We start from the raw sequence: 16,733 nt of genomic DNA, 5'->3' as shown, positions 1-16,733 counted from the left end.
TTCGCGATAGCGAATCCGTTTAATCAGCGTCAGAAATTTATCGTTCCAATAAAAGAAAACGCCTTAATAATAAATTAAGATATATGAAAAGAATTTCAAAGACAATACTATTGTTCGCAATGATCATTTCGCTTTTTTCCTGTTCAAAGAAAAAGGATGATTTTAATGCAACTGCCTGGGTTGATCTGCAGATAGGTTCTGTACACGGGCGTTGGTTTTTTTACACGCCGGCCTCTTTACCATTCGGAATGGCCAAATTGGCTCCGCATACCAATGCTTACGGAAGCGGTGGAAGCTGGGCACCTTGCGGTTACGACGATCGTCATAACTCAATTGAAGGTTTTGGGCATTTTCACGAGTTTCAAATAGGTGGATTGGTTGCAATGCCCGTAACAGGAAAATTGCAAACTACACCGGGAACTTTAGAAAAACCAGAAACGGGTTATCGATCAACATTTGATAAAAAAGACGAACACGCCGAGCCGGGTTATTATTCGGTTTTTCTAAGAGAATATGGTATAAAAGCGGAGTTGACAGCTACAGAAAGAGTTGGTTTTCATCGCTATACTTTTCCGGAATCAAAAGAGTCAAGAATTATATTTGATATCGGACATCGTCAGGGAGAGAGCAGCGGCGTTACCGAAGCTCAGATGAAACTTTCCGGCAAAAATACTTTAGAAGGAACAATAGAAACATTTCCTGAATATTTGAAATTTTGCGACCCTGAAAAGCGAGTGAAAATGTATTTTGTGATTCAGCTTAGTAAAACGCCGCAATCCTTTGGTTCATTTGTAGAAGATAAAACCTTTGATGGTCAGGGAGCAACTAAAGGAATTGGAAACGGAATGTATATTAATTTCACAACCAAAAAAGGAGAAGTTGTCGAAATGCAAGTGGGTCTTTCGTATACAAGTATCGAAAATGCAAAAGGAAACTTGAAAACCGAAGCAACAGGACAAACTTTTGATGCGGTAAAAGAAACGGCACATAAAAAATGGAACGAAAAGTTAGGAAGAATAAAAGTTGAAACTAAAGACAGTATCAATAAAGTAAAATTCTACACAGGTTTGTATCATGCTCTTTTAGGACGCGGGTTAGCAAGTGATGCTAAGGGAACTTATCCAAGACATGATGGAAAAATAGGTCAAATACCATTAGATAAAAATGGAAAACCAAAATACAATCATTACAACACAGATGGAATTTGGGGCGGATTTTGGAATTTAGGACAGCTTTGGGCATTGGCTTATCCGGATTATTTGAGTGAATATCTTCAATCTAATATTGATTTTGCAAAAGAAACAGGCTGGCTGCACGATGGAATTGCAGCTGGAGCGCATGCAAATGGTGTACAAACCAACTGTTTTGGTTTGATGATTGCAGCGGCTTATAATAGTGGTATTCGGGATTTTGATGTAGAAGAAGCCTATAAAATTGCTTATAAAAACGAAACAGGTTACAGTAAACGCCCATTTGGTTCAGGAAAATATGATTTAGCCTATTTTGTAAAAGAAGGCTATATTCCGTCAAAAGATACCACACTTGCAAATGGTTGGGTATTTAATTTTGGTGCATCTCATACTCTTGAATTTGCATATACATCTTATGGAGTCTCTCAATTTGCAAAAGCTTTAGGTAAGACAGAGGATTATAAAAAATTAACAAAACAAGCAGGAAACTGGAAGAATATTTTTGATCCTGAAACCAAGTTTATTCGACCTCGATATCAAGATGGTAAATTCATTGAAAACTTTAATCCGATGGAAGCCTGGAGAGGATTTCAAGAAGCAAATGCCTATCAATATACGTGGTACGTACCACAAGATCCCGCGGGATTAATCAAAATTTTAGGATTGGATTTATTCAATAAACGTTTGGAAACTACTTTTAATGAAAGCCAAAAATCGACTTTTGGCGGCGGAAAAGGAATTGACAGCTTCTCAGGATTAGAAAGGTTATACAATCACGGAAATCAACCCTGTCTGCACCATTCGTTTCTGTTTAATTACTCAGGAAAACCTTGGCTTACGCAAAAATGGTCTCGTGCAATTTGTGATGAATTCTACGGAGCAGAACCTCTTCATGGTTACGGATTTGGGCAAGATGAAGATCAGGGGCAATTGGGAGCTTGGTTTGTAATGGCTTCTATGGGATTGTTTGATGTTCAGGGACATGCAGCGATGAATCCAACCTTTCAATTCGGAAGTCCATTATTTGATAAGGTAACTATTAAGCTGGATCCAAAATATTATAAAGGTGAAGAATTGATAATAGAAATCAAAAATAATTCGAAGAAAAACAAATACATTCAATCAGCATCTTTTAACGGAGAGAAAATAGAAAATGCCTGGATTGACCGCAAAAAGCTAACCGATGGCGGAACCTTATTTTTTGAAATGGGAGCAAAACCAAATATGAACTGGGGAGTAAAAACACCACCACCGTCAATGAGTACAAGCGAATAATTTTAAAGATGCAGTATGTGCTATTTTTTTTTAAACACATAGAAACATAGGCTTTTGATAATCATTTATTAGGTGAAGTCGTTGTCAGGCTGAGCGAAGTCGAAGCCCACGTGCCAATTGGAACGCCCTTCTCCCGAAGCCTCGGGATCGCTCAGGGTGACAATTCACAAAGCCAATCATGTGAAAGAAATGTATTTCTTTTTGTACTCATTATTTACAATCTCGATAGCTATCGGATTATGTGGTAAGCAACAACAACAACAACAAACAATAATTCCAATTAAATAAACATGAAAAAAATACTCTCGTCAGTTTTTGCATTTGCATTAACATTGACTATTACAGCACAGCAAAAGCTGTCAACTGACCCAAAATTGACAGCGAAGATTAAGAATGACCAAAATATGTCTTTTGTAAAAAAGAAAGCTTTAGAAGTGATAAAAACCGGAGTAAATGCGGGAGATGGTTACCGTGAAGTCTGGATTAGAGATTATAATACTTTTATTGAACTAGCTGCACAAGTCACTAAAAAAGAAGATATAAAAGAGAATCTTTTAGTATTTTTTAGAATGCAGGGTGATGACGGAAACATTATTGACGGCTATACACCCAAAGAGCAAATTGGTGCAGGAGAAACTGATTTTTCGTATTCGAAATTAGAACCAAGATATGCCGCTCATAAAAACACAGTTGAAACAGATCAGGAAACATCTTTGGTACAAGCAGTTTACAAATACATTCAGTTAACTGGCGATAAATCGATCTTAGCAGAAAAGGTTGGAGATAAAACCGTAGCAAAAAGATTAGAATGGTCAATGGATTTTCTAATGAAAAACCGTTACACAAAAAAATACGGGTTAATTACAGGTGCCACAACAGCAGATTGGGGAGATGTACAGCCAGAAGAAGGTTATGGAGTTGATCTTGATGGAAATACGCATATGGCTTGTGATATTTATGACAACGCTATGTTTATAGTTGCTTTGAATAATATGATGGAAATAATTCCGTCAACTAAAGCAAAATGGAATAAAATTAAAACTGATGTTGCAAAAAACACCCGTACCTACCTTTGGGACGCTAAAAATCAAAAATATATTCCGCATTTGTATTTGAACGGATCACCTTTTCCTGCTGATTTTGATGAGAATAATATTTATTATTTCGGAGGAACAACAGTAGCAATGGAGGCTGGATTATTAAGCAAAGCAGAAGTAAAAGCTTCTTTAGACGAAATGGTAAAAAGAGTAAAAGAGGCAGGAGCACCGTCTATTGGTCTAACGCTTTATCCACCATATCCTAATGGTTATTTTGTAAACAAAATAATGAATCCGGTTTACAGCTATCAAAATGGTGGTGACTGGACTTGGTTTGGAGCAAGAACAATTCAGCAATTAATTAAATACGGATATATAGAAGAAGCTTACAGAGAAATACAGCCAATGCTTAAACGTGTTAAAGACAATAACGGTTTCTATGAATGGTATTCGATAAAGAATGAACCAAGAGGTTCAGGAACTTTTAGAGGTGAAGCAGGTGTTCTATACACTGCAATTGTAATGTTTGAAAATCTTAATAAATAAGAAAACTCAAAGAAAGGTGAAGCAGATAAGATAATTATCAACTTCACCTTTTTTGCAGACTAAAATTTTATGTAACTTCAATTTAGGCTTGCATTTATATAATTGAGATATTTCAAAAGAGATATCTCTTTTTTATTTTTTTAACTTAAAAGAAAGGCAATTGTAACTTAAATTTGGATAAAATCGGAGTATTATTTAATCAAAAAGATATTCTATCTTTAAATTTCCGAAATATTGCAAATAAAGTGATAGAGAAGAACATCGATTCTTTGAAGTAAAGGAAGTTATGGTTTTTGAAAACACTTGGTATAACTGAATTTTGCAGTCATTTGCTTTGATTGGTAAAACGATTTAGTAAAAAGAAAGAAACGCGATTATAAAATTTAAAAATCTCAATAATGAATTGTTTAAGAAATTACCGATTTGTACTGTTTTTTTGTTTCTGTATAGGAATCAATTATGCACAGCAAAAAAGCGCAGCTTATAAAAATCAGGATTTACCCATCGATAAAAGAGTAGCCGACTTATTAAAACAATTGACAACCGAAGAGAAAATATCATTATTAGGATTTGAAAGTAAAGCCGTAAAACGATTAGATATTCCGCAGTATAATTGGTGGAATGAATCGCTGCATGGAGTAGCAAGAGCAGGAAAAGCAACTGTTTTTCCACAGGCTTTAGGAATGGCGGCTTCTTTTAATGATAATTTATTGAATGAAGTAGCAAATGCTATTTCAACCGAAGCCAGAGCCAAAAATAATATGGCTGTAGCCAAAGATCGTCGTTTGCAATATATGGGATTAAATTTTTGGTCGCCAAATATCAATATTTTTAGAGATCCACGTTGGGGAAGAGGACAGGAAACCTATGGAGAAGATCCTTTTCTTACCGGAAAAATGGGAACTGCTTATGTGAAGGGCTTACAAGGAACGGATCCAAAATATATGAAAGCAGCAGCTTGTGCCAAACATTTTGCGGTACATAGTGGTCCGGAAAAAAACAGACATTCTATTGATGTGATTGTAGATGAAAAAGATTTGAGAGAAACTTATTTATACGCTTTTAAGAAACTAGTAGATGCAAAAGTTGAAACCGTAATGTGCGCTTATAACCGAGTAAATTCTGAACCTTGCTGTACTGGAAAAACGTTGCTAAAAGATATTTTACGCAATGAATGGAAATTCGGCGGCCATGTTGTAACTGATTGCTGGGCGCTGCAGGATATTTATGATAGTCACAAAACCTTACCAAATAGCGTAACTGTTGCTGCTGCAGCAATTAAAGCCGGAGTAAATATGGATTGCAGCGGATTGTTGCAAAAAGATGCGATCAATGCGTTGAATCAAAAAATGATTACTCAGAAAGACATTGATAATGCCTTAGAACCAACATTACGCACACAATTCAAATTAGGATTTTATGATAAACCAGAAGACAATCCGTATAGGAAATATGGTATAGACAGTATTGCAAATACTTATCACAGAAACCTTAGTCGTAAAATAGCAGAACAAAGTATGGTTTTGTTGAAAAATGGCGAAGTAGGCGAGAAGAAAACAAAACTGCTTCCGTTGAAAAAAGAAGATTATAAATCGATGGTCGTTGTCGGACCTAATGCAGCTTCCCTTGATGCTTTATTAGGAAATTATCACGGAATTACTGATAAAGCCGTAAATTTTGTAGAAGGAATTGCCGGAGCTGTTGATCCAGATACCCGAGTAGAATATGATATGGGTTGTGACTTTACTGATACAAGCAATTTTGGTGGAGTTTGGGCAGCTTCTATGGCCGATTTGACGATTGCAGTAATTGGTTTCACTCCGGTTTATGAAGGCGAAGAAGGGGATGCTTTTCTGGCTGATGGTAAAGGAGACAGAAAAAATATGGATTTGCCAGCTTCGCATATTGCATATATCAAAGCACTTCGTAAAGGAACTAAATCACCACTTATAGCAGTAGTAACAGGCGGAAGTGCGGTTGATATTTCGGCAATTGAGCCTTATGTCGATGCTATTGTTTTTGCGTGGTATCCGGGAGAACAAGGCGGAACAGCTTTGGCTAATCTTCTTTTTGGGAAAGTATCTCCATCAGGACATTTACCAGTTAGTTTTTACAAATCTTTCAGCGATTTACCGGATTACAACAGTTATGCAATGGCGGGCAGAACCTATCGCTATTTTGATAAAGAAGTGCAATATCCTTTCGGATTTGGATTAAGTTACACCACTTTTGGATACAATTGGGTTCAAAAACCGGAGAATATCAAAACGACTTCTGATAAAATTTCGATGCAGATTAAAATTGAGAATACAGGAAATTATAATGCCGATGAAGTAGCTCAGGTTTATATAGAATATCCAAATTTTGACCGAATGCCATTAAAAGAATTAAAGGCTTTCAAACGTGTATCAATCTCTAAAGGGAATTCTCAAACCCTAACTTTAGAAATCCCGTTAGAAGAACTTCAAAAATGGGATGATACCAAAAAAGAGTTCAAAATCTACGAAGGAAAATATAATGTAAAAATAGGTTCAAATTCGAGAGACGCAATGTTAGAAGCGAGTTTTGAAATTGTGAAGTAGAGAGAGATTATAGAAGAAAGATTATAGAATCAAGATTTGATAATCATGTCTTGAAATAAAATAAAAGAAGAAATGAATAAAAATTTAAAATCAACATTTTTTGCAATTTTAGGACTTTGCTGTCTGCAAATGCAAGGTCAGACTGGAAAACAGAATTTAACGCAATATGTAGATCCTTTTATTGGAACAGGATTTCACGGGCACGTTTTTATGGGCGCAAATGTTCCTTTCGGAGCAGTTCAGCTTGGGCCTGTAAATATCTCACAAGGATGGGATTGGTGTTCTGGGTATCACTATTCCGATCCAACTATTATAGGGTTTTCACATACACATTTGAGCGGAACCGGAATTGGGGATCTTGGAGATGTACTTTTTATGCCGGCTGTTGGTAAAATTAACCTGAAAAAAGGAACTGCCAAAGACATGGAAAACGGATATATTTCAGGTTTCGATCATAAAGATGAGGTAGCAAAACCTGGTTATTACTCTGTTATTTTAAAGAAAAACGGAATCAAAGCCGAAATGACGGCTTCTGAAAGAGTTGGTTTCCAAAAATACACTTTCCCGACTTCAGACAAATCACATATCATTTTAGATCTAGTAGAAGGAATTGGCTGGGACAAAGCGGTAGACACTTATATTAAAGTAAAAAATGATACTTTGATCGAGGGATATCGTTTTTCGAAAGGCTGGGCGCCAGACCAAAGAATTTATTTCGCAGCAATTTTGTCAAAACCAGCTAAAAAAATCCAATTGTACAACAGTACAAAAGAGATGATAAACAAAGTAGTTTTGGGTGACAGTGCCAAAGCGGTGATTCAATTTTCGACTTCAAAAGATGAGGTGATTAAAGTGAAAGTGGGGATTTCGGCAGTAAGTACAGAAAATGCTTTGATGAATATCAAAAAAGAAATTTCAGGTTGGAACTTCGAAAAAGTGGCAACTGAGGCTGATGAAAAATGGAATAAAGAGTTGAATAAAATTGCAGTAAAATCGAATGATAATGCAAAAATGAAAACTTTCTATACGGCTTTATATCACACGATGATTGCACCTTCAACCTACAATGACAGCAATGGTGATTATTATGGTTCGGATAAACAAGTTCATAAAGCAGCCGGATTCACGAATTTGACAACTTTTTCATTATGGGATACTTATAGAGGAGCAAACCCTTTGTTTACGTTGACACAAACCGAAAAAGTTTCAGATATAATCAACTCGATGTTGGCGATTTACCAGGAAACAGGACATCTTCCGGTTTGGCATTTAATGGGGAATGAAACGTATTGTATGCCTGGAAACAGTGCCATTCAGATTGTGGTTGATGCATATTTAAAAGGCATCAAAGGAATTGACGGAGAATTGGCTTTTGAAGCGGTAAAAGCAACGGCCATGCAAGACGATCGCGGATTGAATTTCGTAAAAAAAATAGGCTACATTCCGGCAGATAGTTTGAGAGAATCAGTAGCAATCGGGATGGAATATTCTATCTCTGACGGAGCAATTGCAATGATGGCCAAAAAAATGGGTAAAACAGAAGATTATAATTATTTCATTAATCGCTCAAAAGCCTATAAAAAGTATTATGATCCTTCAACCACTTTTGTACGCGGAAAAGTAAGTGATACAGAATGGAGAACACCATTCGATCCGTTTAAATCGGCACACATGAAAGATGATTTTGCCGAAGGAAATGCCTGGCAATACACTTGGTTAGTGCCTCACGATGTAGAAGGATTAATTGCAATGTTGGGAGGAGAAAAACCATTTACCAAAAAATTGGATACTTTATTTAGCATTACAGGCGATATGGGAGCAGAGGCTTCAAGTGATATTACAGGTTTGATCGGGCAGTATGCTCACGGAAACGAGCCAAGTCACCACATTACATATCTATATAATTTCGTAGGACAACCTTGGAAAACAGCCGAAAAAGTACGTTACATAGTCGATAATTTATACAGCGACAAACATGACGGATTGTGTGGAAACGAAGACGTAGGACAAATGTCGGCTTGGTATATTTGGAGTGCAATGGGAATGTATTCAGTAAATCCTTTCAACGGAATTTATGTTTTCGGAAGCCCAAGTATGGATGAATCAGTACTGAATTTGGCTGATGGAAAAAGCTTCACTGTAAAAGCATTAAACAACAATTCAAAAAATATCTATATTCAAAAAGCGACTTTAAACGGCAAGCCTTATACTCAAAGTTATATTCTTCATTCGGACATTATGAAAGGTGGTGAATTAATTTTTACAATGGGAGACAAACCTTCAAAATCTTGGGGAGTTTCTCCTAAAGACAGACCTTATTCTGTAAAATAGTTCATTTGAATGAAGGGGAGGGTTTGCATTTTTTTAGATTCCAATAGAGACCTGACAGGTTTTTAAAACCTGTCAGGTCTAATATATTAAACTACAAAATGAAAAGAAGAGAATTATTAAAATATATTGGTTTAACCGCTGGTACTGTAGCCTTAACTGGTTCAGCTTCTATTATTTCTGCAGCAGAGAAAAGTACTAAATCTAAAAGAGTTTTACGCATCGCACATATTACCGATGTACACATCCGACCAGAAGAAAATGCACCGGATCGATTTGTAAAATGTCTGGAAGAAATCAAGAAACATAAAGTCGATTTTTCTCTCAACGGAGGAGATTCCATTTTTGCCGCAGATTACGATAATATTACTCGCGAGAGAGTAAATGAATTATGGAAGATTTGGAACGACACAACCAAAGAAATCAGCGGTTTTGAACTGCACAGTTGCCTCGGAAATCACGATATGTGGTGGGCAGCGCCAAATAAACAAGATAATATGTATGGGAAAGACTATGTTGTAAAACAATTAGGAATTCCAAATCGTTATTATAGTTTTGATAAAAAAGGATGGCACTTTGTGATATTAGACAGTAATAATGGCGGAGGTTCATTAGATGATGAGCAGCGTTTATGGCTGGAAAAAGATTTGCAGAGTCTTCCCGTTGGTACGCCTGTTGTCTGCATGAGCCATTTTCCTATTCTTGCTGTATGTACACATGTAGATGGAGGAAATCATACAGATTCAAAATACATCAGTGATCTTTTTTATAAACATAAAGATAAAAAAATTACTTGCTTGAGCGGACACATTCATTTATTGGACGAAGCGGTTTACAATAATGTCCATTATTACTGCAACGGTGCTTTGAGCGGTTTTTGGTGGGAGCCGGGAGACAAAGACTCAGCAGGAAAAACTTATTACAAACAAACACCTCCGGGATATGCTATAATTGATCTGTTTGAAGATGGATCAGTTACAAACCAATATTATCCACATTCTTTTTAAATGCACTTTTTTTGTTTAAAATTATCGTAATAGACAATTAATAATTAAACAATGGTAATATTGAATTAATAAATATACTGTAGACATTGTATTTTTATAATTCTAAAAAATTACAATTTTAATAAAAAACATATGGCATTAATAACAGAAATAGAAGTTCGCCAAGAGGTTGGTTCTAAAGAAAATAAGAAATGGCTATTTCCTTTTATACTGGTAACCAGCTTATTCTTTTTCTGGGGATTTGTACACAACTTAGATCCCATACTTATTCCGCATTTAAGAAAAGCATTTAATCTAACCGATTTAGAATCTTCATTGATTGATTCTTCTGTATTTGTTGCCTATTTTTTCATGGCTTTGCCTGCAGGTTATATCATGAGGAAATACGGTTATAAATCCGGTATTATGATTGGATTAGTTTTATTCGGTATTGGTTCAATTTTGTTTGTACCGGCAGCCAATTCGTTACAGTATATTTATTTTTTAGGTGCTTTGTTTGTTATTGCTTGTGGACTTACCTTTTTAGAAACAGCAGCTAATCCCTATGTAACGATATTGGGGCCGGCAGAAACAGCGACAAGACGATTAAACTTTTCGCAATCCTTCAACGGACTGGCGGCTTTTATCGCTCCGGCCTATATAGGACCAATGATCTTATCCGGAAAAAATTTAACTCAGGCCGAAATGGATGCTATGCCGGCAGCACAATTACATGCTTATGTATTAGAAGAAGCGGCAAGTGTAAAAATGCCTTATCTGATTTTGGGATTAATTATCCTTTCGGTAGCATTGGTTTTTTATTTTACCAATATGCCCGATGTAAAAGATGAAGATAAAGAAGGGGCAGAAGGAGCTAGTTTTGCAGGAGCTTTAAAATCAATGCGTTTGCGATGGGGAATCTTAGCACAGTTTTTCTACGTTGGAGCACAGGTTTGTGTGGGTAGTTTTTTTATCAAAATGTCTACTACCTCAGCAGGTTTGGCCGAAGATGTAGCAGCCAAATATCTGGGTTTCTTCGGATTGGCTTTTATGCTAGGACGTTTTGCAGGAACGTTCTTCATGCAATACATTAAACCAAGAAAATTACTAATCATTTATGCCTTTATTAATATTCTTTTATCAATAGTTGCCATAGCAGGATCAGGAATGATTGTGGTATATACCTTAATAGCAATAGCCTTTTTTATGAGCATCATGTTTCCTACTATTTTTTCAATGGGAATTGATGGATTAGGTCATAATACAAAAATTGGTTCTTCATTAATTGTAATGGCAATAGTGGGAGGAGCTTTATTGCCTCCGGTTTTAGGATTGATTTCAGATCTTACGGGAAGCATTCAGTACGGTTATATCGTTCCGCTTATCTGTTTTTCAGTAATACTATTGTTTGCATTTAACGGACATAAAACAAATAAAGCATAAATTCTATTTATATAATATGTTAGAAAACGGAGTTAAAAGATCGGTGATAAAAATGCACCCAAATGATAATGTGCTGGTCGCTTTAACAGATCTGGCAAAAGGAGAAAGTGTAACTTTTGAAGGAGTGACTTATATTCTTGAAGATACTATAAAAGCAAAGCATAAGTTTTATACAGCAGATTTAAAGCAAGGGTCCGAAATCACGATGTATGGAGTTTTGGTAGGCAAGGTGCAAAGTGATGTTGCAAAAGGAAGTCTCATGACTACCGATAATCTGAAACATGCAGCAGAGCCTTATCAATATCGCCATGTTGATTTTTTATGGCAGGCACCGGATGTTTCAAAATATAAAAACAGAACTTTTAATGGATATAAAAGAAGTGACGGTCGTGTAGGAACTGCCAATTATTGGTTGTTTATTCCAACTGTATTTTGCGAAAACAGAAATTTGGATGTAATACGCGAAGCCCTTCACAATGAATTGGGATATTCAGTAAGTGATAAATATACTCAGTATACCCATTATTTATTGGAAGCTTACAAAAACGGAGAAAATCTGGATGCCATTGATGTACAATTAACACCAGATCAAAATACCAACAGAATATTTAAGAATGTTGATGGTATAAAATTTTTAAATCATCAGGGAGGCTGTGGTGGTACACGTCAGGACGCGTCTACTCTGAGTGCTTTACTCGCTTCTTATGCAAATCATCCTAATGTAGCAGGGATAACATTATTGAGTTTAGGATGTCAGCATTTGCAGATACAGGATTTTATAGACGATGTAAAAAAACAAAATCCCACTTTTGATAAACCTTTACTGGTTTTTGAACAGCAACAGGCAAAAAGTGAAGAACAATTAGTAGCAGCAGCGATCAAACAAACCTTTGAAGGATTGATCGAAATAAATAAATACGAAAGAACTCCGGCACCTTTAAGTGAATTGTGTCTGGGGGTCAAATGTGGCGGTAGTGATGGTTTTAGTGGGGTTTCGGCTAATCCTGCGGTAGGATATACTTCAGATTTGCTGGTGGCTTTAGGAGGAAAAGTCCTTTTGGCTGAATTCCCTGAACTATGTGGAGTTGAACAAAATCTGATTGATCGTTGTACAAGTGAACCGATCGCTAAAAAATTCATTGATTTAATGCAATCTTATGATGCTTTGGCACATAAAGTAGGTTCGGGCTTTCATATGAATCCATCACCCGGAAATATCAAAGACGGTTTAATAACCGATGCTATAAAAAGCGCCGGAGCAGCCAAAAAAGGAGGAACAGCACCTGTTGTTGATGTACTGGATTATACAGAACCCGCAACAAAAGCAGGATTGAGTTTAGTATGTACACCAGGAAATGATGTCGAGGCAACGACTGGTAAAGCAGCATCGGGAGCAACATTAATACTATTTACTACAGGATTAGGAACCCCAACAGGAAATCCAGTTTGTCCAGTCATCAAAGTGGCGACTAATTCTGTTCTGGCAAAAAAAATGAGCGATATCATTGATATTGATTGTGGGCCAATTATCAGCGGAGAAAAAACAATTGAAGAAATGGGAGAAGATATTCTGGAGTATTGTATTAAGGCCGCAAGTGGCGAAATCATACCAAAAGCCGTTTCTTTAAATCAGGATGATTTTATTCCATGGAAACGTGGCGTATCTTTGTAAAAGGAGAAAATCTTTTTACTGAAAAAGGAGAATGACGAAGCAAAGAATTAATAAAATTTAGGTTTGGAAAAGTAATAAAATCTAAATTTTTAAACCTTTAAAAATAAAAATATGTTTTCATTACAAAATAAAAAAGCCGTAGTTACCGGTGGTGGCAGCGGAATTGGAAAGGCAATCTCGGCTCTGTTTGCCAAACAGGGAGCAGAAGTTCATATTATAGAACTAACAGAAGAAAGTGCCAAAACAGCCGTAGAGGAAATTACAGCAAACGGGGGAAAAGTATTTTCGCATGCCTGTAATGTAGCCAATCAGGCAGAAGTAATAGCAACATTTGAAAAAATTGGTAATATTCATATCCTGATTAATAATGCCGGTATTGCTCACATTGGAAAAGCAGACACTACACCCGAAGCAGATTTTGACAGAATAATGAGTGTAAATGTAAAAGGGGTATACAATTGTCTGCATGCTGCGATACCGCAATTTAGAGCTTCTGGCGGAGGTGTTATTGTAAACATGGCATCTATTGCTGCCTGGGTTGGTATTCCGGATCGATTTGCTTATTCTACAGCAAAAGGAGCCGTTATGGCCATGACATTATCAGTAGCCAAGGATTATATAGGAGAAAATATTCGTTGTAATTCTATTTCTCCTGCAAGAGTACATACACCTTTTGTAGATGGGTTTATCTCAAAAACATATCCAGGTAAAGAAGCAGAAATGTTTGAAAAATTATCCAAAACACAGCCTATTGGCAGAATGGCAAAACCAGATGAGGTGGCCGCTCTGGCTTTGTTTTTAAGCAGTGACGAATCTGGTTTTGTAACCGGTTGCGATTATCCTATTGATGGAGGTTTTATTAAATTAAATAACTAGGTTACAATGAAAATTGCCTTATTCATACCCTGCTATATCGATCAGTTTTACCCCAATGTGGGTATTGCTGCTTTACAGTTATTGCAAAAACTGGGTTGTGATGTTACTTTTCCATTAGAGCAAACCTGCTGTGGTCAACCTATGGCAAATAGTGGTTTTGCAAGTTTAAGTAAAGGCTGTGACCAGAATTTTGTTAAAAATTTTTCAGGATTTGATTATATAGTAGCACCTTCAGGAAGTTGTGTTTTGCATGTAAAAGAACATTTGCAGGATGCCGAAAATCCGCAGGAAACGGCTCACATTCGAAGTACTGTTTACGAACTCACAGAGTTTTTGACTGATATTTTAAAAATTAAAAGTCTGAAGGCTCGTTTTCCGTATAAAGTAGGATTGCACAATAGCTGCCACGGACAAAGAGGTTTGCATCTTTCTTCTATGACTGAACAAATGTTGCCCGAGTTTTCTAAACCCGAACAATTATTAAATATGGTTGAGGGGATTGAATTAAGAAGACCGGAACGTAATGATGAATGTTGCGGTTTTGGGGGTACTTTTTGCGTTTTTGAAGAAGCTGTAAGTGTAAAAATGGGAAAGGATAGAATAAAAGAACATGAAGTCAATGATGTCGACTATATTACAGGAGGAGATACAAGCTGCTTGATGCATATGGAAGGTCTGCTGAAACGAAGAGGAAGTAAAGTAAAAACGATTCATATTGCTGAAATATTGAATGGTTTAGTTTAAAAATAAAAGTGATTTCTTTAAAAAGAAGACACTTAATACGAAAGAAAGATGACGGTAAAACATGCTGCATTAGCGGAAAAGTTTATAGCTGACGAGCCTAGAACCGACTGGCACGATGAAACCTTGTGGTTTGTTCGCGCAAAGCGTGACAAGGCGGCTCATGGCATACCGGAATGGGAACAATTAAGAGAATGGGGCTCGCAGATTAAAAATCGCACACTTTCTAATCTTTCCAATTATCTAATAGAATTTGAAAAAAATGCCATTGCCAACGGCATAAAAGTACACTGGGCAGCAGATGCCAAGGAACACAACGCGATAGTTCACGAAATTATCAAAAAACACGGTATTCAGAAAATTGTTAAGAGCAAGAGTATGTTAACCGAAGAGTGTCATTTGAATGAATATCTACAGCATAACGGAATAGAAGTAGTTGACACTGATTTGGGAGAACGCATTGTTCAATTCAGAAAAGAACCTCCAAGCCATATTGTGTTGCCGGCAATTCACTTAAAAAAAGAAGATGTAAGTGCTACTTTTCATGAGCATTTACAAACGGAAAAAGGAAATAATGATCCGCAATATTTAACCGAAGCCGCGAGACAACATTTGCGTAATAAGTTTGTAGAATCGGAATTAGCGATTACAGGAGTCAATTTTGCCATTGCCGAAACAGGAGGTTTTGTAGTTTGTACCAATGAAGGAAATGCTGATATGGGAGCACATACAGCGCCTGTACACATTGCCTGTATGGGCTTTGAAAAATTAATCCCAAAAGCAGAACATTTATCAGTTTTTTTGAGATTATTAGCCAGAAGTGCTACAGGTCAGCCTATTACTACTTACTCGAGCCATTTTCATAAACCAAGACCCAATCAGGAAATGCATATCGTGATTGTAGATAATGGACGTAGCAAACAATTGGGAAGAGAAGATTTCAGAAATTCATTAAAATGTATCCGTTGCGCAGCCTGTTTCAACACTTGTCCGGTATACCGCAGAAGTGGCGGACATAGTTATCATACAGCCGTTGCAGGACCAATTGGTTCTATTTTAAATCCAAATTTGGATATGAAAGCCAATGCCGATTTGCCTTTTGCATCAACCTTATGTGGTAGTTGTACTAATGTGTGTCCTGTAAAAATCAATATCCATGAACAGTTATGGAAATGGAGACAAGTTATTGTTTCTGAAGGATATGTAGCTACAAGTAAAAAAATAGGAATGAAGGGAATGGATTTTATATTCTCGAATCCTAAAGTGTACCGTTTGATGGGAAAAATGGGAAGAGGAGTAATGCATTTATTCCCTTTTATGGTAAACAATAAATTAAATGTTTGGTCTAAACAACGAGAAATGCCAGTTGCTCCAAAGGAATCATTCCGTGATTGGTATTTGAAAAACGGGAAAAACCAAAAATAAAATAGCAGAGAAAGAGAGTATGAGCGCAAGAGAAAATATATTGAATGCCATAACGATGAATCAGCCTGAATTGGCTGAACTTCCTGTTATTGATATTAGCGCTGTTATTCATTATGAAGATGCTTATGCGCAGTTTAAAACAGTATTGGAGAGCATTGGCGGTAAAGCAGAATTGATTTCGGATATTACAATGCTAAAAGATCAATTATTAGCTGATAAAATAAGCGGAAGTTTCGTTGTAAATACAATTTCTTCACTTGGAAATATAGATGAACAAGTAGCTTCTTTATCTGCAATTGAATTAGAAAAAGTAGAAAAAGCGTATGTGAAAGGAACAGTTGGTGTGGCAGAAAACGGTGCTATATGGGTTTATGAAAGTCAAATGATAAACAGACTTATTCCTTTTATATGTCAGCATTTGATTTTGATAATCGAGAAAAAAGATATTGTAAACACTTTACATCAGGCATATCAAAAACTTGATGTATCAAAAGAAGGATTTGGTGCTTTTATAGCCGGACCTTCTAAAACTGCTGATATTGAACAATCATTAGTAATTGGAGCACATGGTGCAAGAAGCGCTACGATTTATGTAATAGAATAAACAACAAGGATAATGTTGTCTGAGCAAA

11 protein-coding genes are annotated in these 16,733 nt (G+C 36.4%); all 11 read left to right on the top strand.

The window, feature by feature from the left end:
- Positions 1–83 precede the first annotated feature (83 nt).
- The 11 genes from OLM51_RS17910 (at position 84) to OLM51_RS17860 (ending at position 16,705) form a co-directional block, all read left to right on the top strand.
- Positions 84–2,465 carry a GH92 family glycosyl hydrolase gene (locus OLM51_RS17910; protein WP_264551961.1) on the top strand — a complete coding sequence of 794 codons (2,382 nt, stop codon included), beginning with the start codon at positions 84–86 and terminating at the stop codon, positions 2,463–2,465.
- Positions 2,466–2,755: 290 nt separating this feature from the next.
- Positions 2,756–4,048, top strand: coding sequence for a hypothetical protein (locus OLM51_RS17905; protein ID WP_264551960.1), 1,293 nt, complete (start codon positions 2,756–2,758; stop codon positions 4,046–4,048).
- A gap of 398 nt (positions 4,049–4,446) precedes the next feature.
- Entirely contained in the window at positions 4,447–6,630 is a 2,184-nt protein-coding gene (locus tag OLM51_RS17900; protein ID WP_264551959.1) for a glycoside hydrolase family 3 protein, read from the top strand.
- Positions 6,631–6,702: 72 nt separating this feature from the next.
- Positions 6,703–8,961, top strand: coding sequence for a GH92 family glycosyl hydrolase (locus tag OLM51_RS17895; RefSeq protein WP_264551958.1), 2,259 nt, complete (start codon positions 6,703–6,705; stop codon positions 8,959–8,961).
- Positions 8,962–9,059: 98 nt separating this feature from the next.
- On the top strand, positions 9,060–9,965 hold the full coding sequence (locus OLM51_RS17890; protein ID WP_264551957.1) for a metallophosphoesterase family protein: 906 nt from the start codon (positions 9,060–9,062) through the stop codon (positions 9,963–9,965).
- Positions 9,966–10,097: 132 nt separating this feature from the next.
- Positions 10,098–11,387, top strand: coding sequence for an L-fucose:H+ symporter permease (gene fucP / locus OLM51_RS17885; RefSeq protein ID WP_264551956.1), 1,290 nt, complete (start codon positions 10,098–10,100; stop codon positions 11,385–11,387).
- 52 nt (positions 11,388–11,439) lie between these two features.
- Positions 11,440–13,059, top strand: a complete 1,620-nt coding sequence (locus OLM51_RS17880) for a UxaA family hydrolase (protein WP_264551955.1) — start codon at positions 11,440–11,442, stop codon at positions 13,057–13,059.
- A gap of 111 nt (positions 13,060–13,170) precedes the next feature.
- Positions 13,171–13,935 carry an SDR family NAD(P)-dependent oxidoreductase gene (locus OLM51_RS17875; RefSeq protein ID WP_264551954.1) on the top strand — a complete coding sequence of 255 codons (765 nt, stop codon included), beginning with the start codon at positions 13,171–13,173 and terminating at the stop codon, positions 13,933–13,935.
- A 6-nt stretch (positions 13,936–13,941) separates the two neighbouring features.
- Positions 13,942–14,679, top strand: coding sequence for a (Fe-S)-binding protein (locus OLM51_RS17870; RefSeq protein WP_264551953.1), 738 nt, complete (start codon positions 13,942–13,944; stop codon positions 14,677–14,679).
- 48 nt (positions 14,680–14,727) lie between these two features.
- On the top strand, positions 14,728–16,101 hold the full coding sequence (locus OLM51_RS17865; protein WP_264551952.1) for a lactate utilization protein B: 1,374 nt from the start codon (positions 14,728–14,730) through the stop codon (positions 16,099–16,101).
- A 19-nt stretch (positions 16,102–16,120) separates the two neighbouring features.
- Positions 16,121–16,705, top strand: a complete 585-nt coding sequence (locus tag OLM51_RS17860; protein WP_264551951.1) for a LutC/YkgG family protein — start codon at positions 16,121–16,123, stop codon at positions 16,703–16,705.
- The last annotated feature ends 28 nt before the right edge of the window (positions 16,706–16,733 follow it).

It is taken from the genome of Flavobacterium sp. N2038 (assembly GCF_025947185.1).
In the GTDB taxonomy this organism is placed as follows: Bacteria; Bacteroidota; Bacteroidia; order Flavobacteriales; family Flavobacteriaceae; genus Flavobacterium.
This window is presented reverse-complemented; position numbering and strand designations above follow the sequence as displayed.

Bases quoted from the DNA above. Each gene is read 5' to 3' on its own strand.
- OLM51_RS17910 (WP_264551961.1), top strand. From the start codon at position 84: ATGAAAAGAATTTCAAAGACAATACTATTGTTCGCAATGATCATTTCG.
- OLM51_RS17890 (WP_264551957.1), top strand. From the start codon at position 9,060: ATGAAAAGAAGAGAATTATTAAAATATATTGGTTTAACCGCTGGTACT.
- OLM51_RS17860 (WP_264551951.1), top strand. From the start codon at position 16,121: ATGAGCGCAAGAGAAAATATATTGAATGCCATAACGATGAATCAGCCT.
- fucP (WP_264551956.1), top strand. From the start codon at position 10,098: ATGGCATTAATAACAGAAATAGAAGTTCGCCAAGAGGTTGGTTCTAAA.
- OLM51_RS17880 (WP_264551955.1), top strand. From the start codon at position 11,440: ATGCACCCAAATGATAATGTGCTGGTCGCTTTAACAGATCTGGCAAAA.
- OLM51_RS17875 (WP_264551954.1), top strand. From the start codon at position 13,171: ATGTTTTCATTACAAAATAAAAAAGCCGTAGTTACCGGTGGTGGCAGC.
- OLM51_RS17870 (WP_264551953.1), top strand. From the start codon at position 13,942: ATGAAAATTGCCTTATTCATACCCTGCTATATCGATCAGTTTTACCCC.
- OLM51_RS17865 (WP_264551952.1), top strand. From the start codon at position 14,728: ATGACGGTAAAACATGCTGCATTAGCGGAAAAGTTTATAGCTGACGAG.
- OLM51_RS17900 (WP_264551959.1), top strand. From the start codon at position 4,447: ATGAATTGTTTAAGAAATTACCGATTTGTACTGTTTTTTTGTTTCTGT.
- OLM51_RS17895 (WP_264551958.1), top strand. From the start codon at position 6,703: ATGAATAAAAATTTAAAATCAACATTTTTTGCAATTTTAGGACTTTGC.
- OLM51_RS17905 (WP_264551960.1), top strand. From the start codon at position 2,756: ATGAAAAAAATACTCTCGTCAGTTTTTGCATTTGCATTAACATTGACT.